Source organism: Erwinia sp. GW821-FHT03D09, assembly GCF_059420805.1.
The window spans coordinates 1-23666 of sequence record NZ_JBWKUK010000011.1 but is presented as its reverse complement, the minus strand read 5'-3'; the positions used below and the strand labels follow the sequence as shown (position 1 = coordinate 23666).

Here is a 23666-nt window from a genome sequence, read left to right as displayed (position 1 = left end):
ACAGACTTCACAGTTCTCAATCACTGTCTCCATATTTTGATAAGCAATCAATACCTCAGAAACCGCTATTACCAGAAGCCACCATCTGATAGAAAGTCAAATAAATTTGACCTGTTTGAGCAGCATGACGTTTTTTACGGAGTAATAAACTGGTAAAATCAATTCTCTCCTCAAAAACTGCCATAAGATCACTACCATCTACGAGTAATATTGATGCACCGCCAGCTTGATGTGCATTAACACCATCTGGTGAAAAACCATTAATTGATAAAAACACACCTAAAGTATTTTCAAGCTTTGTTCTGACCTTATCGGTAAATACCGCTAAATCAGCTTTATTGACCATTTCCTTTTGCCATTTTGCTTCAAACAGATACTCTGTCCCCTCCAGAGAAAAAGCACCGTCCACTTGCTCGCCCAAGTTTTTGAACGATGCTTTCGGGTCAAGATCAAATAACTCAAAAAGCTCATACATAATCCGCTCAAGTTCGAATCCTCTGCTTTGCGCATTATCAGACCCAACCAAAGTCATATATCGAGTTTTTATCGTTTCAAGCTTTTGACGAACTGCAGCATTCTCTCTAAGCTTTTTTGCAGCAAGCTCTTGCCTTTGTTTGATATCGTCCTGTTCTTTTTTTACATCCTGGTGTGGTTCAACAAGCTGCTTGAGTTGGTTAACTGCATTACGGGCTCTCTCAACCTTTTGCGGTCCATCATCCAACGGTTTTAAATGTGAAAAATCTTTCAGTTTGCAAAGCTCATAACAAATATTGGTTAAATCACTGAGGTGTGTAGATGAATTTACTGTCAAATAGTCAATGACATCAGATACGATCTGACGTTTGTAGTTTTCCCAGTTGAAATTATTTAAAATCCCAGGTTTTGATAAGCAGAGTTGCAAAAAACTACGAAGCTCAGATTTGTACCAATACACGGAACAAAGGGCCTCTTTGAGTGCCATGATTCCGGCTGGTGATAGCTGCTTTGACACACGGCACTCCTTATGGGACGGTTACTCCAGATTGTTACATGCCTGCTGGATTCTAAGAGAATGGACAGTCAGAAGTTAATTATGCCCATGAAATTTATCCGTAAGCAAGACTTCCCGCATGCAGGAAGCCGTACAAAATCACCCTTCAAAAATAACCATCTTATACCTGCTTAAAACGCATCTCATTTCAATAAATTTAAAATACCAATATACCCAGTGGTTCAAAAATGGTTTCAGTGAATTAATTCAAAAAAGCGGAATGCTTGGCGTTCCGCTTTTTTGCTGCTTTTCCTTTCGGATAACATGACGCGGTTCGGTCAGTGTGCCGCCACGTTGATGGAGCCCGCTCATGTCTGCTTTCGAATCTTTTCCGACCTGTCCCCGGCATCTTGCTCTGCTGCAGGATAACCGCCTCACGATTCTGGAACGTAATGCACTACTGGTGCTGGCTGCTCACGTCAGTCTGACTGCCACAGTCAGCTACGAACAGTTACGCACCTACCCTCCACACAGCGCCAGCCAGTGCTCGATGAGTGGGACAGCCGCTGTGAACGGGGGGAAGCCTGGAATCCGGTGGCGTATCTGTTCGGGCTGATCAAGAAGGCGCTGGCGGGGCAGTTCAGGTTGTGGGCGGGGCGCAGGGCGGTTCCAGAGGCAACAACCCCGGAGGTTGTGCCAGTGGTCAGCAAGGTCAGGCAAGCTGTGCCAGCGGTTCCGCCGACCTCACCTAAACCGGATTACCAGCCTGCGACACCCGAGGTGGCAAGGGGACATCTGCGGAATATTCGTTCCCTTATAAAGCAGCTTAACCATAAGCAGGGCAAACCCGCCTTTACCTGAGCTGCCAGGCTGTGAGTCATCCTTCAAGGTGAATGGCAGATGGGCAGCCGACAAGGCCACAGGCCGCGTCAGGGTGTTCAGGGGCAGAGTGATGGGTCAGCACACAATAAACCGGCCAAAGAACACCCACCCGCCGTAGAGGGCTACCCCCAGGATTCCCGCTGCGTAATACCCCGTCTTATAGCGGTTGCCTATGTAAAGGTTGCGCAGGAATGCTATCAGCAAGGGGGTAATCAGAAAGAATGCGGCGATGCCTGCCTGAAAGGTACGGTTACCAAGTGACTGGTGGGGAACGCTGCACACGCTGTCGCCCGGTTCCAGCATCCAGTCGTATTTGTTGATCGAGAAGAATGTAATGGCAAGGCAGGCAAATGCAAAGTACCCCACCATGGAAAGGAGGTCGATGAGTTTGTCTTTGTCTAGTTTCATATCAGCCCCAGCAGTTGTCTGATGTGGTTTCGAATCTGCAGGAGTCGTGCGCCGTAGGAGATGTAGTCGAATTCGACGGAGCCGCGTGACGGTTTCATGCGGATGATGCGGATGAAGTCGCTTAAGGGTCTTTCTGCCCCCCGGTTGTAGCGGATCCCGGCCAGCACGTATTGTTCGTCGGTCAGGTAGAGGGTTGCGGTATCGGGGTAGTCGTAGAGGATCATGTCCCGCAGGTGTTGTGCAACGATCCAGAGATTAAAATCGTCTTCCATCAGGCAGCTTGCGAGTTCAAGCTGATCCCGGGTGGTGAGGGTGGATGGGTCAAAGCCCAGGGTTCTGGCGGCCACCTGGATCTGCATGGCAACGGAGCCAAAGGAGGTTTTGTCGGCCGGGTAGGCTTTCAGGCCCAGGGCGCGTTTTGCTTCAAAGATCTGGAATTTGTATTCTTCGGGCATGCCGCCTGATTCGATCCAGGCAACACCGCCCAGGAGTTCGGGCAGAATGCCAGCCTGATAGGCATATTTGATGATTTTGTCTTTGTTGTATCCGACATAGGCGTCTTTGTAGGCATTGAGGTAGTACTCGCCGCTTTTGCGCTCCGGATTGTTTCGGGTCAGTTTCCAGTACATGGCGTCGATTTCGTCCCATTTTCTGAATCCGGCCTGCCGGATATCACAGAACGGGTTCCGGGCAACGATGGTGTTTCGCATACACTCCCCTCCTCTTAGTACACGCGCTCGTCCCAAATGCTGTAGCCGCCGGTTCCGGCGATGTGGTGTTTCCAGTAGATGCTTTTATAGCCAACGGAGATCATTTCTTCGGGCTGGTTGTCCGCGTGGGTGAGGGCATGCGGGTAGGACACGCTGATGTTGGTCAGGGTCGCACCGGTGAGCTGGATGGAGTAGTATTTTTCCTGAGCACCGGTCTGGCTGCTGCGGTAGAAGTCAAACAGGAGTTCGAGTTCTTCGTTGTTGGTGATGGCGGTGCCAGGGAGCGGGGAGGATTTGTCGATGGGTTTGCAGAATTTGACCGGGTGATGGCTGGTGTGCTGGCTGCGGCTGATGGCGTGATCAAACTGGAGGACAAATGTCTGGTCTTTGTGTTCGCTCTGGTATTTGTTGCCGATGGAGTCGAGGGTGCAGCATCCGGCTGAGATGGGTCCCTGTTTTTTTCCTGTGATGGTCACATAGATGTTGTTTGCCATGTCAGTCTTGTCCCTTGGGTGGTTTTCCCCGAAAGGCCATTCCTTGCCGGGGGGCGCGGTAAAACGCAATTCGACTGGTGGAAATACAAACAGGGAAACAAATAGACAAACAATAAAGATCGTGCAACGGGAACTGCCAGTGTCTTATGAATTTTTATGCTGGCGCAGTGACTGTTTTTACCCACGGAATTCTAGAAAAGTCACCGGGGGATTTCAATGGAAAGGTGAGGTTTATTTATGCGATCTCAGTGAGTCGGGTAATCGGCGGGTGCTCATGCTGTTGTGCCTGCCACAGGTTATAGGCCGCCTGCTCCGCCAGATACTGACGCGCCTGCCCCAGTCCCGCCAATTCCAGCCGAACCGCCAGGTCTGCGCTGCCATTCAATACCTGTGACAATTGGCGACACAACTTGAAGCTAGTTAAATAGCCGTAATGGTCTAATGATCCCGGATACTTTGTTAGAGATATAATAAGCATCACTAACGAGGTGAGAATGCGCAGAAAAACGTTTACCCATGAGTTCAAACAGGAATGTGTCAATCTGGTCCTTCAGCACAACTACCCGGTGACGCAAGCTGCTGAAACAATGAATATTGGTCTTTCTACATTGCAGCGCTGGTTACGCCAGTATCGCGGAGCAATACGGGGCGAGACGCCAGCAGCCAGTGCCATTACACCTGAACAACGGCGAATACAGGAACTTGAAAAGCAGGTACGTCAGCTACAGAGCGACAATGACCTGTTAAAAAAAGTGTCGGCCTTCTTCGCCATGGTAATGAACAACGACAAAAAGTCGCGGTTAAGCTGAAGAAGGCCGGGGCAAACATCCAGCAGGTATGTCGCTGCCTGTCGCTTACGCGCAGCGTATTTTACGCACGGAGCAGGCGGCCAGCGCTCAAAGCCGATGTTCTTATGCTTCACGCAGCGGCTAAACATGTTCATGCTGAAATGGATGCGACGTACGGCAGTCGGCGTATGTGTATTGAGTTGCGTGAACAGGGTTTTAACGTTGGCCGATACCGCGTCCGTCAGGTAATGAAAGCCATGTTGCTGGTTGCGAAACGTCCCGGACGTCACCGCTATCCACGTGGTGGAAAATCGGCTGTAGTGGCGGATAATCTACTAAAAAAGAGTTAACTATCGTCGCTATGAAACCCGAAGTCAGGGTATGGCAGACGTTATCGATTATATCGACAGTTTTTATAATCTGAAGCGGCGACATTACCGGCCGGGAAACATCAAAGATCACACCGCAGTAAACCACGGATGCATGCGCTCAACGACCTGCTGATAGTGTTCTTTAATCAGTTTTTCCTGTTGCTCGGCGTCGGGAAGCGGACCGCCGCGCAGCACGGCTTCGGCGGTGGAACCGAAGATAATAATGCCGCGGGTGGCAATATCGGCAGCGGCAATATAGCCCGCCATCACGTTCTCTTCTAAACCGTTCAGCGACGACTTTTCACGGCATTCGGCAGCCAGCTTCGTCAGCTGTTTAAACAGGCTAACCGTGTCGCCCAGCACCGGGATCTTTCTGGCAGAGTCGTTGAGAATGCGTTGCAGATCGTCGAAAACGTCAGCGCCATTGCCTTCGCTGAACAGCGCTTCCAGCGCCTGCTGCCACTGATAGTAGGTGCGATTAAACAGCGCATTTTGCACCAGGATCGGGCTGGCGTGCTTCCAGTGAAACTTGTCGATAAGGCGCGAAACCTGCTTCTGTAACGCGGAGAACTGCGCTTTGTCGCCCACCGTTTTTGGGGTGATCGCGTTCAACTCATCAAGAAACTTCCCAATCTCTTTTTCCGCTTTTGGCGTCAGCAGCGGCTGGCTTTTACGCTGCTGTAACAGCTTGAGCTGGCTGAGATCGTAAAAGGCCGCACTGACGCGTTCACCCGCCAGCAGCGCGCGGTTAACCAGCTGGATAACCTCCGCCGACTGCACCTGTGAGCGCTGTTCCAGCAGGGAAGAGTGGAGCCGATCGTAAGCCGGAGACAGGCTGAGAACTGTATTCATCAGAATCCTCGCAGAGACAAAACCGCAGCCTTCAGGCCGGATAGTGCCACAGAGTATGGCAGATTATTCTCTGCTCAACAGCCGGAACCTGCCTTTGATAAACGCCAGGCGCTGGGCGAGCAGTTGAAGTGCTGATGAAAGACTTTGGCAAACTGCATCTGACCACCGTATCCCACAGAATAAGCGATGATTTTTATTGGCAGGCTGCGATCCTCAAGCAGTGACGTGGCCGCATGCATTCGTAGCTGTAACAGATATTGCTTAGGGCCATAGCCAAACTGCTGTTGAAAAAGGCGGCTGAGGTAGCTGCGGTCGATGTTACAAAATGCGGCCACTTCGCTCATTGTCACACTGCGGCGATAGTGGCGCTCAAGGAAGTTAACCGCCGCGTCCAGATGACGATTTCCGCCACTTGTGGCATCAAAGCGGCGTCCTGTGGCGGCATTGGCGATCAGCGCATCCAGCAGCAGACAGGTCAGGCCGGTAATACGCAGCGAATAGTGCGGATCTTCGGCAATCAGCTGTTGCAGCAGCTGGGACTCCAGGGCTGGTAAAAGCGGATCTTTCGGCCGCCATATTGGCATATCACGCCGTAACCCGCATTTTTCCAGACTTCGTGCCGCAATCAATCCGTCAAGCTCAATCCACATATATTCCCACGGCGTCTGTTTATCGGCCGTGTAGGTGGTAATTTCGTGCGGATGAATCAGAAACGCTTCGCCTTTTACCACTGACCAGCGCTGTTTTTCGGTAAACAGCGTGCCGCTACCGGTTATCACATAATGTAAAAGATAGTGCTGCCGTACCGCCGGGCCGTAACTGTGACGACTGGCGCAAATCTCATGGCCGTATTGATAAATATTCAGGCCAAATTAGGTAATGTCGTTGGGATTAATATCTTTTTGCATGATGGCTTCCCGTTTTATTTCAGATCATTACAACACCACTTTCGACCTCGTTATGTAGCGGTTTGAACAAAGTGTGAAGCCGGTACTGAAATCACATCACGGCGCTTGGCAATTAGCGAACCGGATTACACTTCATTTCGGCGGTCATTTTTCACCATATTAATGTCAAAAAATGACATAGGAAGCCGCCATCAGCTTGTCTGGAGTTGAGGGCGACTTCCCCTCATGATGTAACAAGGAACCGATAATGAAGATTACCTTTTTGGGTGCGGGCAGTACGGTATTTGCGAAAAATGTGCTCGGCGATATTCTTGCCACTCCGGCGCTGCAACAGGTGGAAATCGCCCTTTATGATATCGACGCTCAGCGTCTGGACGACTCCTGGAGAATGCTAAATAACCTCAACGCCAATCTTTGCCAGGGAAAGGCGCGGATTGAGAAATATTCCGGCGTGGAGCAGTGGCGCAATGCGCTTCGCGGTGCAGGCTACGTCATTAATGCCATCCAGGTGGGCGGCTACGATCCCCTGCACCATTACCGACTTTGAGATTGCCAAAAAATTTGGCCTGCGGCAGACCATCGCCGACACGCTGGGCATTGGCGGCATCTTCCGTGCGCTGCGCACCATCCCGGTGATGATGGACTTCGCACGAGATATGGAAGCGGTCTGCCCGGATGCGTGGCTGCTGAACTACACCAACCCGATGGCCTCGCTGGCCGACGCGATGCTCCAGCACACCGGCATCAAAACCGTTGGCCTGTGCCACAGCGTGCAGGTCTGCGCCGAAACGCTGCTGAAATCCGTGGATATGTCTACCGAGGGGGTGAAATGGCAAATCGCCGGGATCAACCATATGGCCTGGCTATTGAACATCACCCGCTATGGGGAAGATCTCTACCCGGAAATTAAACGCCGCTCCCTCGCGCTGCAGCAGAAGTATGATGGCCACGCCAGCGTAACCACGCCGCTGTATGACGCTTCGGCAGGAGATTACCCGGCGGGCACCGTGACATCCCTAACGACGGGCGATAACTCCCCCCGGCCAGCGCGGTGGAGGTGCCACGCAGCTGAATCAGCGTGGTGAAATGTAACCGTTGATTTCCAATTGTAATGTTATAAAGTAACAAATATCATCTCGGCGCAGGCGTTTGTCTGCGCTGTTCCATTTTCTCTGGATTAAGGATTGATATTCTGATGCGCAAAACTGTTTTATCGCCGCTGCTGGCGCTGATGCTGACCGCTACTTCGGCGGGTGTCTTCGCGGAAGCTCCGCGCGTGGCGAAGCTGGTCGCCCCGTTTGAAATTAAAGGCACCGATCCCACGCTTTCTGGCGACATCTTCCTGAAAATGTCCATCGTTGAAACGCTGATTAATGCCGATGCTGCCGGGAAACCGCTGCCGGGCCTGGCCAGTAGCTGGAAGGTCAGCGACGATGGCCTGACGTGGCGCTTCACTCTGCGTTCCGGCGTCACCTTTCACGACGGAAGCCCGCTGACCGCCGACAGCGTGGTCAACGCGCTGGAAGTGGCGCGCAGCCAGCCGGGACTGCTGGATAAGGCACCGATTACCGCCATTCGCGCCGATGCCGGAGAGGTGGTGATTGACCTCAGCCAGCCGTTTACTCCGCTGCTGGGCCTGCTGACCGAGAACCGCGCGCAGATCCTTGCGCCTGCATCCTATAACGCCGAACATAAAGTGGTGCAGGTGATCGGCAGCGGACCGTACCGCCTGACCTCATTACAGGCGCCGCAGAAGCTGACCGTCAGCCGTTATGACGGCTACTGGGGCGATAAACCGGTCATTGAACAGGCCAGCTATATGTCGGCGGGGCGTGCGGAAACCCGCGCGCTGATGGCCGAGAGCGGCGATGCCGATATGGTGTTTAACCTCGATCCCGCCAGCCGCGCCAGACTGAAGAAAAATCCTAAGCTGATCGTGCTGGCGGTGTCGATTCCGCGTACCGTGTTGGTGAAAGTCAACGCCGGGCATCCGCTGCTGAACGATGTCCGCGTGCGGCAGGCGCTGAGCCTGGCGATCGATCGCGAAGGGATTGCCCGCGCTATTCTGCGTTATCCGGCAGCGGCCGGTCAGCTGTTCCCGCCGTCGGTGGCGCAGTGGCATAACGCCAGCCTGGCACCGCTGACCACCGATGCTGCCCGGGCACGCGAAGTGCTGGCGCAGCTGGGCTGGCAGCCGGGCGCTGACGGCATCCTGCAGCGCGACGGTAAACCGTTCTCGCTGACGCTGACCACCTATCCCGATCGCCCGGAACTGCCGCTGATTGCCGCCGCGATCCAGCAGCAGCTGCGCGAAATCGGCGTGCAGTTGACCATCAACTCGACCAATTCCGGCGAAATCGCCTTAAAACATCACGATGGTTCAATGGAGCTGGGACTGGTGGCGCGTAACTTCGCCCTGACGCCGGACCCGCTCGGCACGCTGCTACAGGATTACCCGCCGCAGGGCGGCGACTGGGGCGCGATGAACTGGTCTGACGCCACTTTCAATCACACTCTGGCCCAGCTGGTGCGCGGCAGCAATCCGCAAGACAGCGAAGCAGAACGTCAGCGGCTGACGCGCATTCTGCAAACCGAGCTGCCGACTATCCCGGTAGCGTGGTACCAGCAAACGGCGGCGGTGTCATCGCGCCTGAGCGGGGCAGCCCTCGATCCGTTTGAACGCACCTTCGGGCTGGAAAAAATGAGGTGGCGTGAATGATCCGCCTGCTTGGCTTTCGTCTGCTGCAGGCCGGACTGGTGGCGCTGCTTGTTGGCGGACTCACGTTTGTGCTGATGCGCATGCTGCCCGGCGATGTTGCCTATCGTATCGCCGCCGGGCGCTACGGCTATGACCGCGTCGATGCCGCTGCCGCGCAGGCCGTACAGCAGGAGCTGGGGCTGGATCGCCCGGCCTGGCAGGCGCTGGCCGACTGGTTTATGCAGCTGCTGCGCTTTAATCCTGGCAATTCGCTGGTCTCCGGCGAGCCGGTGATGGGCGAGATTGCCCATCAGCTGGGGCAGACGATGCAGCTGGCGGCGGTGGCCCTGCTGCTGTCGCTGCTGATGGGTCCACCGCTGGGCATTATTGCCGGGCTGTCTTCCGGCGGCAGGCTGGATCGCCTGCTGCTGGCGATCTCCACCACGCTGCGCGCGCTGCCGCATTTTGTACTGGGGCTGATCCTGGTCTTGATCTTCGCGCTGGGGCTTGGCCTGCTGCCCGCCGCCGGATATGGCGATGCTGAGCACGTGCTGCTGCCCGCGCTGACGCTGGCGCTGGGGCTGGCTGCGGTTTCCAGCCGGGTGGCGCGTAACGCGATGCGTCAGGTGACGGAATCACAGTGGTATCGCTTTGGCCGCACCAAAGGCCTGAAGCCGGGAACGCTGTTCTGGCGGCACGGCCTGCGCAACGTCAGCGTACCGGTGGTCACTTATCTGAGCGTGCAGTTTATCTATCTGGTTGAAGGGGTGATCGTGGTGGAAACCCTGTTCGCCTGGCCCGGAATTGGTCACGCGCTGGTGCATGCCATTTTCCACCGCGACGTGCCGATGATTCAGGGGACCGCGCTGATTATGGGGCTGATGTTTGTGTTGCTTAATGCGTTGAGTGACGGCCTGTGCTACCTGCTGGACCCACGGAGAAAAACCGCATGATAACGCTATTACGAAAAGCCTCACGCGCTCAGCTGGCTGGGGCAGCGATCCTCCTGCTCCTGCTGATCTTTGCTTTTGTCCTGCCGTTAATCTGGCCACAGGACCCGGTGCGTCAGCAGCTGATGCTGGCGCTACAGTGGCCGGAATGGCAGGCGCCGTTTGGCTACGATCACCTTGGCCGCTCGCTGTTTGCCCGACTGACGTCGGCTATTCGGCTGTCGCTGGGTCTGGCGCTGGTCAGCGTACTGAGTGCGATGATCCCCGGCATCCTGCTGGGCGTGCTGGCGGCGTGGCGGGGCGGAATAGTCGATCGCGGCATCGGTCTGCTGTCGGATACGTTTCTTGCGCTGCCGGGGCTGCTGCTGGTTCTGCTGCTTACCGCGCTGGTGCCGGATTCGGCGCTGATGCTGTATGTCGGCATCTCGCTGCTGCTGTGGGTGGAGTATTTTCGCCTGAGCCGCGCGATTGCCAGGCCGATACTGAACTCCCCGGCGGTGCAGGCATCACAGCTGCTGGGCTTCGGTCCGTGGACGATATTCCGCCGCCACCTGTGGCCGGAAATGGCCCCGATGGTGCTGACCGTCGGGGCATTTGGTGCCGCCAGCGCGATTATGGCGATTGCCGCGCTGGGCTTTGTCAGCGTTGGCGTGCGCCCGCCCACCCCGGAGCTGGGGCTGATGATGACCGAAATGCTGCCGTATTATGATGAAGCGCCATACGCGCTGCTGCAGCCGGTGGCGGTGGTATTTTTACTGGTGTTAAGCCTGCTGCTGCTGGCAGGGAAGGAGAAGTCATGAGCCTGCTGGAGATTGAAAATGCCGCAGTCAGCGGTGACGGCGTGGTGGTTGAACCGCTGTCATTTGTGCTGAACCCCGGTGAACCGTTTACCCTGTTGGGCGAAACCGGATCGGGGAAGAGCCTGCTGGCTCAGGCCGTTATTGGTACGCTGCCGGCCGGGCTGGCTGGCAGCGGCAGGCTGCGTGTTGATGGCGAAGCGCATGACCTCGCCAGCCGCCCGGCGATGGCGCTGTGGGGGCACCGGCTGGGCGTTCTGCCGCAGGAGCCGTGGCTGGCGCTTGATCCGACCATGCGGGCCGAACAGCAGGTTGCGGAAGGTTATCGCTACGTGCGCGGTATGGAAAAACGCCCGGCGCTGCGGGCGGCAAGGGACGATTTGGAAGCGCTGGGCGTCGGCCATGCGGCTTCGCGCCTGCCGCAGGCGCTGTCCGGCGGCATGGCCCAGCGGGTGGCTTTCGCCGCCGCGCGGGCGGGCGGCGCGCAGATTATCGTTGCGGATGAACCGACGAAGGGGCTGGACGTGGCCCGCCGCGATGAGGTCATTGCGCTGCTGATGCAGGAAGTTCGGGCGGGCGGTGGGCTGTTCACCATCACCCACGATATTGAACTGGCACGGCAGATTGGCGGTGAGGTGGCGGTGATGCTGCACGGTAAAATTATCGAACGCGGCAGGGCGGAGCAGGTGCTGAATCATCCGCAACATCCGTATACCCGCCAGCTGCTGGCCGCCGATCCGAGCCGCTGGCCGCTGCGGGAGCACCGGCCGCACGGCGGGAAAGTGGTCCTGGAGGCAACAAACCTGAGCAAAACGCGTGGCGGCAGGCCGCTTTTTTCCGGGCAGTCGCTGAGGGTACATGCCGGAGAGGTGATTGGCATTACCGGGCCGAGCGGCTGCGGTAAAAGCAGCTTTGGCGATATTCTGCTCGGTCTGCTGGCCGCCGACAGCGGTGAGGTTCAGCGCGATCGTCAGCTGGCAGCGGTGAAGTATCAGAAAATCTTCCAGGACCCGCCATCGGCCTTTGCCCCCCGGGTGACGCTGCGCCAGGCGCTGGCGGATGTGGTACGCCACCATAAGCTGGATGCCGGGCGTATTGCACCGCTGATGGCGCGACTAAAGTTGCAGCCTGTGCTGTTGGAGCGTTTGCCCGGTGAGATTTCCGGCGGTGAACTTCAGCGCTTTGCTTTGCTGCGCGTGCTGTTGCTTGATCCGGTATTTCTGTTTGCTGACGAACCCACCTCACGTCTTGATGTGCTGACCCAGCAGCAGACGGTGGAGCTGATGGTGGAAGTGGCGGCGGAGCAGAACTGCGCGCTGCTGGTGGTGAGTCACGATGAGACGTTGATCGATCGGATTAGCCATCGGAGGATTCGTTTTGGTGGTGAAGGGCAGGTTCAGGATATGAGTCAGTCTGCGGTGGCGTTGAGTGGGGTGGGGGGCTGATCCAGCCGTTTCAGAGTCAGCGATCGGCTTATCGGTGGAAGATTAAATCGCTACAGGGTTCTGCGTCTGGCCGGAACGCGGACCCGTGGACATATTCCCGTCCGCTCGGCCTCAAACTTCCATGTGCTCGGACGGTCCGCTTATCCGTTCAGCCCCGATTACCTGCCTCTTTTGGCATTGCTGCTGAAAAGTTTAAGTGAGATGGCAGCAACACGATGGTCTGAAAGGGGAGAGCGTGACGGGTCAGGTTAGCCGGGTGTCTGCCGCAGGGATGCGGCAGCCAAGCCTCCATGGAGGATTCACGGCGACCCGGCGATCTGCCCGAAACGGTAGCCCCGTCAACAGAACCTGCCGCGATCTGCTCGAAACAGTCGCCTCACCACGGATCTTGCCGCGAAAACAGCCAATCCGGTACTTGTTAACCAGTCTTTTATTTTGTACTTTAAAGACCTGTTAAATAGTCTCGAAAGGTATTCCCATGCCACACCTTATTCTAAGCGACACCAGTGCCAGCGTTAGTGAGCTGAAGAAGAATCCAATGGCAACAGTTAACGCAGGAGAGGGTTACCCGGTTGCTATTTTAAATCGCAATCAACCCGCTTTTTACTGCGTGCCTGCGGAACTATACGAGAAAATACTCGAAGCACTCGACGATAATGAGCTGGTAAAAATGGTGAGTGAGCGTAGCAATCAGCCCCTGATTGATGTGGATCTGGACAGTTACCTATGAGGTATACGGTTAAATTCAGGGAAGATGCGCTGAAAGAGTGGCAAAAGCTGGATAAGACCGTTCAACAGCAGTTTGCTAAGAAGCTGAAGAAATGCTGTGATAATCCACATATTCCCTCGGCCAAACTTCGTGGCGTAAAAGATTGTTATAAAATTAAACTTCGCTCGTCGGGTTTTCGTCTGGTGTATCAGGTAATCGACGATAAAGTCATTATCGCCGTTGTCGCGGTGGGTAAACGAGAACGTAGTGAGGTTTATAATCTGGCCAGTGAACGATTGAGATAGTCGGCTGAATTAACAGATATTGATAACGTCAGAGTCACTGATCCAGCCGTCTCTGGTTCTGCGCCTGACTTATCCGGGCTGGTCGGATAGGCGGATTTGCTGCCAGGTGTCGGTGCTCGGGGAGAGTCGCTGTAGTTTCCGCGTCTGGCTTATCGGGGCTGGCCGGAACGCGGACCCGCTGTCACGTCCCTTTCCGCTCGGCCTCAAACTTCCATGTGCTCGGACGGTCCGCTTATCCGTTCAGCCCCGATTGCCTGCATGCTTTGGCGTTGCTGCCGGAGCAACACTATTTAGCTATAGCTGAACTGATTTAATGTTGTGGCCTGGGAACGGTATTTCTTAATAGTTTGAAGATGCGAATATGCACGTTTAGTGGCTACTTTTAGGCAGCAACACGATGGTCTGAAAGGGGAGAACGTGACGGGACAGGTTAGCCGGGTGTCTGCCGCAGGGATGCGGCAGCCAAGCCTCCAGGGAGGATTCACGGCGACCCGGCGATCTGCCCGAAACGCTCACCAGGTTCACCGATTCCACAGCGAAAATAGCGAACGCCTTAGGCGGCACATCCCTGTGCGTGAACAATCCGATTATCAGGCAGAAAGCTCTTTACGAACGATTTCTGCACCGGCACTCAGAGCCTGCAGCTTGCCGGTCGCAACCTGACGGGATAACGGCGTCATACCGCAGTTGGTTGATGGATAAAGCTTATCGGCATCCACAAACTGCAGAGCTTTACGCAGCACATCGGCGACGGCTTCCGGCGTTTCAATGGCATTGGTTGCCACATCGATCGCGCCGACCATCACTTTTTTACCGCGAATCAATTCAATAAGGTCCATCGGTACGCGGGAGTTCATGCACTCCAGTGAAACGATGTCGATGCTCGATTTCTGCAGTTTCGGGAAGACTTCTTCATACTGGCGCCATTCGGTACCCAGCGTCTTTTTCCAGTCGGTGTTCGCTTTGATGCCATAGCCGTAACAGATATGCACGGCGGTTTCGCATTTCAGTCCTTCAACGGCGCGCTCCAGGGCTGCAATACCCCAGTCATTCACCTCGTCAAAGAAGACGTTAAACGCAGGCTCATCGAACTGGATGATATCAACGCCGGCAGCTTCCAGTTCTTTCGCTTCCTGGTTCAGGATCTTAGCGAATTCCCAGGCGAGCTTTTCACGACTTTTATAGTGACCATCATACAGCGTATCGATCATGGTCATCGGTCCCGGCAGGGCCCATTTGATCGGTTTATCGGTCAACTGACGTAAAAACTTCGCATCTTCAACGAAAACCGGCTTTTTACGCACGACTTCACCAATCACCGACGGCACGCTGGCATCGTAACGATTACGGATACGGACGATTTCACGCTTCTCGAAATCCACGCCGCTCAGGTGTTCAATAAAGGTGGTAACAAAGTGCTGGCGACTCTGCTCGCCGTCGCTGACGATATCAATCCCCGCACGGATCTGGTTATCCAGCGTCAGACGTAAAGCATCCTGTTTGCCCGCTATTAACTCATCGCCTTCTAATTTCCACGGTGACCAAAGCGTCTCCGGCTGTGCCAGCCATGAAGGTTTCGGTAAGCTGCCAGCGGTAGATGTCGGTAACAAAATTTTCATAAAACATGACCTTATAGATTTGGTGGATCAAATAGCGTAATCAGCTGTCCATTCTTCAAGAACGGCCTGATAAGGTTTAATAAAGTGCAGCTCGGTGAACTTGCCCTGTTCAACGGCTAGCTGGCTACGTTCTACTCGATCGTAAACAATCAGAGTTAATGAGTGATCCTGATGATTCAGGCTAGGCTGATAGCACTGGCCGGCTGCAGAATTCGCATTGTAAATCTCAGGACGGTAGATCTTCTGGAACGTTTCCATCGTGCTGATGGTCGCAATCAGCTCCAGACTGGTGTAATCGCTCAGCAGGTCACCGGTGAAGTAGAAGGCCAGCGGTGCAACGCTGTTGGCAGGCATAAAGTAACGCGCACGTAAGCCCATCTTGGCGAAATAGTCATCGGTCAGGGACGGTTCGTCCTGCTGATATTCGATACCCAGTACAGGATGGACATTTCCAGTGCGTTTATAGACATTTTTACTGGAGACACTCAGGCAGATAACCGGCTGCTTGGCGAAGTGCGCTTTATACGTTTCTGACTTCACGAAGCATTTAAAGATGTTGCCGTGCAGATCGCCGAAATTCTCCGGCGTGCTGAATTCGGTTTTACCTTTATTATACTCTGACAGCAGCACGCTGAAATCATAATCACGAACGTAGGAAGAGAAATTATTGCCGACAATACCTTCAATACGTTCGTTGGTTTCTTTATCAATGATATTGGTTTTTAAAATTTCAATCACCGGGAACGCACTGGTGTGGTTTTCGCCAGTAATATTCAAGTCAACCGAAATAATATCAAGTTCGATAGCGTAACGATCGTTTTTGGGGTTGTCCCAGTGTGCCAGGTTATTGAGGCGATTATTCATCATCACCAGGGCATTACGCAGGTTTTGCTGGCGGGTTTCACCGCGGGCCAGGTTAGCAAAGTTGGTGGTGATGCGCGTATTTTCGGATGGATTATAGTTCTCATCGAAACGCGTTTTTTTAATCGAAAAATTAAATTCTTGAGTCATGGTAACCTGCCGTCTTGATTTCTGAATTGATTTATTGCCTTCTCAAATTTGCAATGTTCTTCTGGCTTTTCGCTTCATCAATCTTCATGATTGTCTATAGTAATTAATGCATATTTTATGCCAGATTATTTGTGTGAGGAAAAGTGATTTAATTTCACCGAACATGAAGGAATTTCATGAACGTGTGGGGGATGAGGTTCTGAACCTGTTGCAGGTTCAACGTCTGGCTTCACTCTTCACGCCTGGAGTATCATGGTTGGCCGGAACGCGGACCCGCTGCCACGTCCCTGTCCGCTCGGCCTCGCACGTCCATGTGCTCGTTGGCCTGTTTATCCGCCCAGCCCCGATTGCCTGCATGTTTCTGAGTTGCAGTCTCAAAAACCCGCTGCTTTTTCCCTCACGCTCTGCCAGGTTAAAACGATGAACAATACTTGCTCAGCGTCATCCCCCTCAGCGATCATTATTATCACCTCCTTTACCCAGGTGGGATAGCACGCGTCATTTTCCCGCCGGTAAGGCGGGCCTTACCGGTAACAAACCAGTGAGGTCAGACATGAACAGCAACACGCCAGCAAAGACAGCAAAAGCTACGCTCCACCTGCTGTGTGGAAAAATCGCCTCGGGCAAATCTACCCTTGCGGACAAACTATCCGCCTCTCCCGGTACCATCACCCTCAGTGAAAATCTCTGGCTTGCTGCGCTTTATGCCGAGGAAACGCAGTCTGTTGCCGATTACGTGCGCTGCGCCGCTAAGCTCAAAGGGGCGATGAAGCCGCATCTGGTTTCCTTGCTTCAGAGCAGCGTTTCGGTGGTTCTGGATTTTCCGGCAAATACCCGGGCGAATCGCGACTGGATGATGGGCATTGTTGAGGCATCCGGTGCAGATAATCGGCTGCACTATCTGAATGTCTCTGATGACATATACGCAACGGAACAGGTCGTCGTGCGGGTTGCCGTGGCGATCAAAGCCGCATGCGGCGGGCTGGCGCTATGCACCGGGAAAAGCATTGAAGGGTTTGCTGAGTTTGCCGGTGAGGATGTGAGCGTCAGGGATTGTTGGGATATTAGCATTCCCTGACGATATAAGGTGTAAACCTTGGGTAGCTAACTAATTTTAGAATGCTGGTGAGGTGTTCGTCCTTTAGGGAAATAATATTCAGGAAATATCGAAAAATATAATGAGTATTACAGATTAAATGAGCGAATGAAGATGGGTTTGGATGGTTAGTGTATTTTTCAGATGTTAATTCCGTGTCAACATGGCCGGTCTGTTTTTAAACTTTTGAATATCTCCTGGTACTATATTTCGGTTCAAATGCGTTATTGGAAAGAGTAATTTTTTTAGGAATAATCTCAGTTTCTGAATTACGCGCTGTCTTTTGCTGAGTAAAACCAGGCGTAAAATTTCTTTCTTTCCAACATGGATGACCAAACAGGATCGACAGCCTGCCAGCCAACAGATTTTGCCGATAACGGGACAGCAGCCGCTGGCCCGCATGGCCACAAAAACTGAAGTCACTTTCACCGGGATGGCGTGAAAAGTGGGGGCCGGGCAGGAGTGAGGCCAGCGACAAGGAGCGTACACATATGAGCACTAACCCCGCGATAAAATTCAGCCACAGCCACCACCTGCTGGCGGTACGCGGCAGCGATGCGGATCTGGATGTCCTGGTCTTTGCTGGTCGGGAGGCGCTAAGCCAGCCGTTCAGCTACCACATTGAGTTCACCAGCAGCGAGCATGCTATCAGCAAAGAGGCCATGCTGCTGAAACCGGCTTCACTGACGTTACAGGCCCCGGTGGATCAGGGCTGGGGGATTAAGCAGCCGGTGCGGATGATTCAGGGCGTGGTCACGGGCTTTGACCGACTCAGCACTTCAAAAGATGAAACCCACTATGCCCTGACGCTCCAGCCACGCCTGGCGCTGTTTGACCGTTCGCATCAGAACGCCATTTATCAGGACATGTCGGTGCCGCAAATCGTGGAAAAAATTCTGCGCGAGCGTCACAACATGCGCGGTCAGGATTTTCTGTTCTCACTCTCAAAAGAGTACCCGCGCCGTGAGCAGGTGATGCAGTACGGCGAGGATGACCTGCACTTTATTACCCGTCTGCTGGGCGAGGTGGGCATTTGGTTCCGCTTTACCACTGATACGTGCCTGAACATCGACGTCGTGGAGTTTTACGACGGCCAGCAGGGGTATGAAAAAGGCCTGACGCTGCCGTCAGTACCTCCGTCTGGCCAGCATTCGGAAGGGGTAGACTCGGTCTGGGGCATGGAGAGCCATCATAAGCGCTACATGAATGGCCAGACCCGGACGCAGGCCATCACCAGCTGCCCGACGCTGTCACCGGGCCAGGTACTGAAAGTCACCGGCGGTTATGAAGTGGCGGCGGTGTTTGCTGACGGCGTGCTTATCACGGCGATGCACAGCCATGCGCGGCGGGATGAAGATTTTGGTGTCAGGTTCGACGGTATCCCGGACAGCACTGATTTCAGTTTCCGTCCTGAGCCTGGCTCACGCCCCGTGATGGCCGGGACGCTGCCGGCACGCGTCACGAGCACCACCGAGAACGATACCTACGGCCACATCGATAAAGACGGCCGCTATCGCGTCAACATGCTGTTTGACCGCGATAACTGGGAAACCGGGTTCGAGAGCCTGTGGGGCCGCCAGTCCCGCCCGTACGCCGGCGACACTTACGGCCTGCACCTGCCGCCGCTGGCGGGCACCGAAGTGGCGATTGGCTTTGAGGACGGCAACCCGGACAGACCGTACATTTCTGGGGTGCTGCACGACTCGGCGCACGGTGACCATGTCACTATCCAGAACTACAAACGCAACGTGCTGCGCACCCCGTCAAACAACAAAATCCGCCTCGACGATGAACGCGGGAAAGAGCATATCAAGGTCTCGACGGAGTACGGCGGTAAAAGCCAGCTGAACCTCGGCCACCTGGTGGACAGCGAGCGGCAGAAGCGGGGCGAAGGCTTTGAGCTGCGAACCGACAGCTGGGGCGCCATCCGGGCGCAGAAGGGGATATTTATCTCGGCGGACGGCCAGGCGAAGGCACAGGGCGAGGTGCTGGAGATGGGGGCGGCGGTGAGTAACCTGGGCGAGGCCCGGAAGCAGATGACGGCTATTTCGGATGATGCTCTGACGGCGAGGGCAAATCCGGCGGACCTTCAGGCACTGATTAAGCTGCTGGAACAACAGCTGACGGACCTTAAGAAATCAGTACTGCTGATGAGTGCGCCGGACGGGATTGCGCTGACCAGCGGACAGCACCTGCAGGTATCGGCAGGCCAGAACCTGATTGCCACGGCCGGTAAAAATGCCGATGTCAGCGTGGTGAAAAATCTGTTTGTCGGGGTGGGTAATGCCCTGAGCGTGTTTGCGCGCAAGATGGGTATCAGACTTATTGCGAATCAAGGGCCGGTAAAAATACAGGCACAGAATGACCTGATGGAGCTGATCGCCTGCGGCGAACTCAGCTTCACCAGCACCGAAGATGAAATCCATATTACTGCGAAGAAAAAAGTCACGATTAACGGGGGCGGAAGCTATATCACGCTTGATGTGAATGGCATTGAGTCTGCCACTCAGGGGGAGTACCGGACCAGAGCCGGGCACTACGGGCGAAAAGATAAGGCCAGTGAGCCAAAAGATTTCCCGAATGTGGCACCTGAAACCACCGAACCTTCCAGTAACTTCAGCTTTTTCTGACAGGGAGTCACAATATGATTATCAGTCCTCCGTTCCTGAGAGCAAAAGATGCCACTCAGTCTGACGCAGACTGGATTGAAGCGATGATGCCAGTCAATGCTCGCCGGGGATATCCTCTCAATGCATCAGAGTCCTGGCATGGGGGCATCCATATATCGCATACGGATGCAGGCACAACGCCGGAGAAAGTGAGGGCAATCGCTGACGGGTCCGTGGTGTCGTTCCGCAAGCCGTCCCCGCCAGAAAAAAGAGATCAGTTCTCCCTGAAGTATGCTCCTGTCAGGGGAACGGATGATGGCTATGTTTTACTGAAGCATGAGACGGAAATAGGTTCCGGAGAGGACGGTAAGGTCGTTTTTTACTCTCTGTATATGCATCTGAATTTTCTGGAAGCAGAGATAAAAGCTGACGCCAAAATTTACCGGAAAGACCCGATAGGCTCTTGCGGAATGACTGACGGCCAGAATGAATTTCACTTTCAGATTTTCTGCGATGATGACAACGTCAGTAAACTGACGGGCCGAAAAACGAAGGAGCTGGATATTTCGAAAGATGGTCGCACCGATGCGGTTTACGGTGATATTCATTTTTATCTGCCTGCAGGGACAACGTTTTACGACAAGGCACCGGCGGATAACAGCACTTCCACAGCGGGTATGTCTGAACGCTATACCAGTAATGCGCCTCTGTATGTCAGCATGACCCTGGCGCAAGGCAGTTGTACGGTGGTGACCCGGCAAAAAAATACGCAGGTTGACGGGAAATATGATCTGCTGGGCGAGCCGCTGGTTAATGCCGATGGTGAAGATTACGAATACAACCTCTATAAAACCGCGATGCGGAATTATAAGGAGAGCCCCAGCGCCGGATTTGAGTTGCTTCGTTTTGGTCGGGTAATCAATACGGAAAATGAAACACTGGTGCCGGCAGATGCGCCATTATGGATGACGGTCAGTTATCCGGGTGGAAACGGGGTGGTCAATCTTGCCGATCCCGGTATTAAAAAGTTCAGCGATGCCGATTTTCCTCACTGGACAGGGTGGCTGCTGGTTGATGATGATAAAGATACTCACAGCCAGTGTAATTCGGCGATCGTCAGAAAGTTACAGGAAGAGGGCAGGTACGAAGCTCAAAGCAACAGGCTTATCTGCTGTTTACCGTTCGAGTGGGAAAAAAGCACCATTGATGACAGGTATAAATGGCTGATGACCGGTCTGCCCTCGGAGCAGTGTACGCCGGAAAAAACGGCCATATGGCAGGTTCCCGGAACACAGGAAACGAAGGACCGGGTACTTATGAGTGAAGAGGATTATGGCAAGCTTAAGCAACACGCTGAGGCGCTGTGTTTTGATTCAGGAGCTCTCGGTAGCGGAAGGCTGTGGCATTTCGAGCCTAAGGCGATAATTAACCACTTAAGGAACTGTAGTTGGTTGAGTTTTTCTGAAATGAAACAAATAGTACCCAGCCATGCACTTCGCCAGTCCGGTATAAATCGATATGCCTGGGAAGCGATTAATACAAATTTAAGAGAGTCCGGATCTATTTTAAGCAATCAAATTTCGAATTTGAACTATGCAATGAGGAAGTATTGTATTAACACTTCATTTAGAATTGCATGTTTTTTAGGAAATGCAATACAAGAAACGGGTTGGCTAAGTACTCTTCACGAGGGAAATGGTAGCAATCTTTGGTATGCACCATGGTATGGACGAGGTTTTCTCCAATTAACTAACCCAGACAATTATTTGAATTATTTTAAATATATTGGGAAAGCTGTTCAGGAACCCCTTAGACAAAGCCTGGTTAATACTTATGCTTCAATCGCAGCTCAGCTTCCTGGAAATAGATCTAATGCTACACTGCAAGATCGTCACTTCCCTACGCTTTCAACAGAGTTTATTGAGTTGAGAAACGACGTTAGCAATAGTGATTCATCTAGCATATTAGCTGCGGATAGTGCCGGCTTTTACTGGGTTAAAAATAAAATGGCTAAATATGCTGATAAAGAGCATGTTTTAGAAAGAGTATCAGTTAACTCAAATGCTGGGGTTAAATATTACTATAGGAGCCCTAGTTTTTGGGAAGCAAGTGCAGCAGTAAATTTGCCTGGTCGAATCGGTTCACTTTACCATCGCTCACTCAATGGATTTGATTCGAGATGTTGTGCGTACGGTGTAGCCATTGCTATTTTAACCGAAAATAAATTCCCGAATGCTTCCGGTAGTTTGGTAGTAAATTTTCCGGAAGGATACAAGCATAGGACATAACGTTATGAAATTAGTTTGCATGTCATTCTTTCTTAGTATCAGTTCTTTCGCTATGGCTTCTGCGACTACTGCTAGCGATGGAAGCCCATCAGTAATTAGAAATCTGTCATCTGATTCTAATGCTGATATTTCTTCATCATCTGGCTTTGATTCATGTAATGTACACTTCAGTGATTATGAATATCAAAAATTAACTGATGACGAATATTTCGAGAAAAAATATCCTGTATCTGAATGGAGCTGTCTATATTCAGGGGAGGCTTTCGAAGCCGGGTATGATAGTCAGCAGATTAACAATAAAGGTGTTAATGTTAGCAGTTCAGACAATAAAATTATTTACGATTATAAAAACAAAGATTGGAAACTAGCCCCTGATAAAACATATATAAAAAATGGAGATCTTAATCATTTATCATTAGTGAAGGTGAAAAGTAAAAATTCAAATGGGTTTATGACCATCAACCGCAAAGCTAAATTTAAAGACGGAAGTGTCGGTGAAGGTGTTTATTTCTGTTTGATTCACAATAATAACGCTCTTTGTGGTTCAGGAAACAGTGCTGTAGTGAATGCAGGTGACGATTTATCTAAAAAGACACTGAAGCTTCTTGAATCCATCTCATTTGATGAAAATTAAAATTTTACAAAATTGCAATGCTGAAGCCTTGTGCTATTGACATGGCAAAATCATAAGGGGTTGTCATGAAATATATTATTTTACTTTTTTGTTTTTGCAAATATTGCATTAGTTAGGGGAAATGCTCATCCTCAACAATGGAGAGCATGGAGCTAAGTGAGTAAACTCTATATTAGAGGGGTTCAGTTACGCGAAGAATAAAGCCAGGGAGAATGGCGTTTGAGGACGTCAGGTGGCCTGCTTTTAAGCACGCCTGGTATGCGCTTAACGATTTTACAGAACAAGAAGGCGATTATTATGCCATCAAGGAGTAAATATGAAAAGTTTAAAATTGCTAGTCGTGTTATTTGTGTCGATAACTTTCTCTGCTTTTACAATGAGTTCAAATGCCAAGCTGACTCTTCAGCAGACAGTCATTAACTTTATAAATGACTATGAGCAATGAAATGAAGAAGCTACGCAAAATTTAAATGAAGACACTGGTATTCAGACAAAAGATGAGTACGTTAAATTACTTCATAAATATTGCACTTAATCTCCATGTAGGATTGGTTATGATGTCTATGGGCAATATTCGTTGCTCGTCTCTTTTGGCGTTCATGCACTTTCGCCCGTAACGGCCCGGTTCCTGACCCGCTGGCCAGAACTGACCCTTGATTTGGTGTTGAGCGATAAGACCATCGACATGGCTGAGGAAAACATCGACGTGATGATAAAAATCGGCGATCTGGAAAACCTGAACTCGCTGGTTGCGCGCCCGCTGGCATCCTATCGGTCGCTCGTATGCGCTTCGCCCGCTTATCTGCGCGAAGCGGGGACACCGGCAACGTCTGAAGCGCTTAGCCGACATCACTGCCTGGGTTTTGCTCATCCCCTTGCCGGTAGTGAATGAGCACTTCATCAAGAAAACAAGTCAATCACGGTCCGGTGAATATCGTATTGTCGGTGAATCGCGGCGAGGCGTTGCGCAGCGCGGCACTAAATGGCCAGGGGATTATCATGCAGCCAGAAGTGCTGATAGCTGATGATTTGCGAGAGGGTAGATTAGGCTGTGTCCCTTAATCTCCTGAGCTATAGTAACTGCCTGTTTCCACAACACATTGAACTATGGCTCGCTACGAC

At 52.6% G+C, this 23666-nt stretch carries 24 protein-coding genes and 1 pseudogene; 16 read left to right on the top strand and 9 right to left on the bottom strand.

The window, feature by feature from the left end:
- Nucleotides 1-55 precede the first annotated feature (55 nt).
- A complete protein-coding gene (locus tag AC07U6_RS12590) occupies nt 56-991 on the bottom strand; it encodes a hypothetical protein (protein WP_494762466.1) in 936 nt (311 codons plus the stop codon).
- A 522-nt stretch (nt 992-1513) separates the two neighbouring features.
- Between AC07U6_RS12590 and AC07U6_RS12585 the strand changes: the two genes are divergently transcribed.
- Nucleotides 1514-1831 (top strand): hypothetical protein, encoded by a 318-nt coding sequence (locus tag AC07U6_RS12585; RefSeq protein WP_494764800.1) that lies wholly within the window; start codon nt 1514-1516, stop codon nt 1829-1831.
- A gap of 96 nt (nt 1832-1927) precedes the next feature.
- Here AC07U6_RS12585 and AC07U6_RS12580 read toward each other — a convergent pair whose 3' ends face one another.
- The 4 genes from AC07U6_RS12580 to AC07U6_RS12565 form a co-directional block, all read right to left on the bottom strand.
- Entirely contained in the window at nt 1928-2260 is a 333-nt protein-coding gene (locus AC07U6_RS12580; protein WP_494762467.1) for a DUF2645 family protein, read from the bottom strand.
- A complete protein-coding gene (locus AC07U6_RS12575) occupies nt 2257-2970 on the bottom strand; it encodes a hypothetical protein (protein WP_494762468.1) in 714 nt (237 codons plus the stop codon). Before AC07U6_RS12575 ends, AC07U6_RS12580 begins: the two co-directional genes overlap by 4 nt.
- Nucleotides 2971-2984: 14 nt before the next feature.
- A complete protein-coding gene (locus AC07U6_RS12570; protein ID WP_494762469.1) occupies nt 2985-3464 on the bottom strand; it encodes an Hcp family type VI secretion system effector in 480 nt (159 codons plus the stop codon).
- Nucleotides 3465-3699: 235 nt separating this feature from the next.
- Nucleotides 3700-3861, bottom strand: a complete 162-nt coding sequence (locus AC07U6_RS12565; protein ID WP_494762470.1) for a hypothetical protein — start codon at nt 3859-3861, stop codon at nt 3700-3702.
- 97 nt (nt 3862-3958) lie between these two features.
- On the opposite strand from AC07U6_RS12565, the gene AC07U6_RS12560 reads away from it, so the two are divergent.
- Both AC07U6_RS12560 and AC07U6_RS12555 read left to right on the top strand, forming a co-directional pair.
- Nucleotides 3959-4273 carry a transposase gene (locus AC07U6_RS12560; RefSeq protein ID WP_494762471.1) on the top strand — a complete coding sequence of 105 codons (315 nt, stop codon included), beginning with the start codon at nt 3959-3961 and terminating at the stop codon, nt 4271-4273.
- A gap of 104 nt (nt 4274-4377) precedes the next feature.
- Entirely contained in the window at nt 4378-4602 is a 225-nt protein-coding gene (locus AC07U6_RS12555) for an IS3 family transposase (protein ID WP_494762472.1), read from the top strand.
- Nucleotides 4603-4710: 108 nt separating this feature from the next.
- On the opposite strand, the gene AC07U6_RS12550 is transcribed toward AC07U6_RS12555, so the two are convergent.
- Together AC07U6_RS12550 and AC07U6_RS12545 are read right to left on the bottom strand one after the other, a co-directional pair.
- Nucleotides 4711-5475 (bottom strand): hypothetical protein, encoded by a 765-nt coding sequence (locus AC07U6_RS12550; RefSeq protein WP_494762473.1) that lies wholly within the window; start codon nt 5473-5475, stop codon nt 4711-4713.
- 74 nt (nt 5476-5549) lie between these two features.
- Nucleotides 5550-6335 carry an AraC family transcriptional regulator gene (locus AC07U6_RS12545; protein ID WP_494764806.1) on the bottom strand — a complete coding sequence of 262 codons (786 nt, stop codon included), beginning with the start codon at nt 6333-6335 and terminating at the stop codon, nt 5550-5552.
- Between the two features lie 292 nt (nt 6336-6627).
- On the opposite strand from AC07U6_RS12545, the pseudogene AC07U6_RS12540 reads away from it, so the two are divergent.
- From AC07U6_RS12540 to AC07U6_RS12510, 7 genes and pseudogenes are all read left to right on the top strand, one after another.
- Nucleotides 6628-7327, top strand: a pseudogene (locus AC07U6_RS12540) (family 4 glycosyl hydrolase); the annotation flags it as partial.
- 251 nt (nt 7328-7578) lie between these two features.
- A complete protein-coding gene (locus AC07U6_RS12535; RefSeq protein ID WP_494762474.1) occupies nt 7579-9102 on the top strand; it encodes an ABC transporter substrate-binding protein in 1524 nt (507 codons plus the stop codon).
- A complete protein-coding gene (locus AC07U6_RS12530) occupies nt 9099-10034 on the top strand; it encodes an ABC transporter permease (RefSeq protein WP_494762475.1) in 936 nt (311 codons plus the stop codon). The genes AC07U6_RS12535 and AC07U6_RS12530 overlap by 4 nt, the downstream gene beginning before the upstream one ends.
- Nucleotides 10031-10831 (top strand): ABC transporter permease, encoded by an 801-nt coding sequence (locus tag AC07U6_RS12525; protein WP_494762476.1) that lies wholly within the window; start codon nt 10031-10033, stop codon nt 10829-10831. The genes AC07U6_RS12530 and AC07U6_RS12525 overlap by 4 nt, the downstream gene beginning before the upstream one ends.
- Nucleotides 10828-12273, top strand: a complete 1446-nt coding sequence (locus AC07U6_RS12520; protein ID WP_494762477.1) for an ABC transporter ATP-binding protein — start codon at nt 10828-10830, stop codon at nt 12271-12273. Before AC07U6_RS12525 ends, AC07U6_RS12520 begins: the two co-directional genes overlap by 4 nt.
- Before the next feature lie 478 nt (nt 12274-12751).
- The gene (locus AC07U6_RS12515) at nt 12752-13003 is read left to right on the top strand and encodes a type II toxin-antitoxin system Phd/YefM family antitoxin (RefSeq protein WP_200560824.1); all 252 of its coding nucleotides are present in this window, start codon (nt 12752-12754) and stop codon (nt 13001-13003) included.
- On the top strand, nt 13000-13287 hold the full coding sequence (locus AC07U6_RS12510) for a type II toxin-antitoxin system RelE family toxin (RefSeq protein WP_494762478.1): 288 nt from the start codon (nt 13000-13002) through the stop codon (nt 13285-13287). The genes AC07U6_RS12515 and AC07U6_RS12510 overlap by 4 nt, the downstream gene beginning before the upstream one ends.
- A 590-nt stretch (nt 13288-13877) precedes the next feature.
- Here AC07U6_RS12510 and AC07U6_RS12505 read toward each other — a convergent pair.
- Together AC07U6_RS12505 and AC07U6_RS12500 are read right to left on the bottom strand one after the other, a co-directional pair.
- Complete coding sequence (locus AC07U6_RS12505; protein WP_494762479.1) at nt 13878-14906, bottom strand: methionine synthase; 1029 nt, start codon at nt 14904-14906, stop codon at nt 13878-13880.
- 27 nt (nt 14907-14933) lie between these two features.
- Nucleotides 14934-15917, bottom strand: coding sequence for a DUF1852 domain-containing protein (locus tag AC07U6_RS12500; protein WP_494762480.1), 984 nt, complete (start codon nt 15915-15917; stop codon nt 14934-14936).
- Between the two features lie 553 nt (nt 15918-16470).
- Here AC07U6_RS12500 and AC07U6_RS12495 point away from each other — a divergent pair.
- The 6 genes from AC07U6_RS12495 to AC07U6_RS12470 all read left to right on the top strand — a co-directional run bounded on the left by AC07U6_RS12495 (nt 16471) and on the right by AC07U6_RS12470 (nt 23606).
- Nucleotides 16471-16995: a P-loop nucleotide/nucleoside kinase family protein gene (locus tag AC07U6_RS12495; RefSeq protein ID WP_494762481.1), complete on the top strand. Its 525-nt coding sequence runs from the start codon at nt 16471-16473 to the stop codon at nt 16993-16995.
- Between the two features lie 509 nt (nt 16996-17504).
- Nucleotides 17505-19643, top strand: a complete 2139-nt coding sequence (locus tag AC07U6_RS12490) for a type VI secretion system Vgr family protein (RefSeq protein WP_494762482.1) — start codon at nt 17505-17507, stop codon at nt 19641-19643.
- Nucleotides 19644-19657: 14 nt separating this feature from the next.
- Nucleotides 19658-21910, top strand: coding sequence for a M23 family metallopeptidase (locus AC07U6_RS12485; RefSeq protein ID WP_494762483.1), 2253 nt, complete (start codon nt 19658-19660; stop codon nt 21908-21910).
- Between the two features lie 4 nt (nt 21911-21914).
- Entirely contained in the window at nt 21915-22544 is a 630-nt protein-coding gene (locus AC07U6_RS12480; RefSeq protein WP_494762484.1) for a hypothetical protein, read from the top strand.
- 577 nt (nt 22545-23121) lie between these two features.
- Nucleotides 23122-23436 carry a LysR substrate-binding domain-containing protein gene (locus tag AC07U6_RS12475; RefSeq protein ID WP_494762485.1) on the top strand — a complete coding sequence of 105 codons (315 nt, stop codon included), beginning with the start codon at nt 23122-23124 and terminating at the stop codon, nt 23434-23436.
- Nucleotides 23433-23606, top strand: a complete 174-nt coding sequence (locus AC07U6_RS12470; RefSeq protein ID WP_494762486.1) for a LysR substrate-binding domain-containing protein — start codon at nt 23433-23435, stop codon at nt 23604-23606. The genes AC07U6_RS12475 and AC07U6_RS12470 overlap by 4 nt, the downstream gene beginning before the upstream one ends.
- Nucleotides 23607-23666 lie beyond the last annotated feature (60 nt).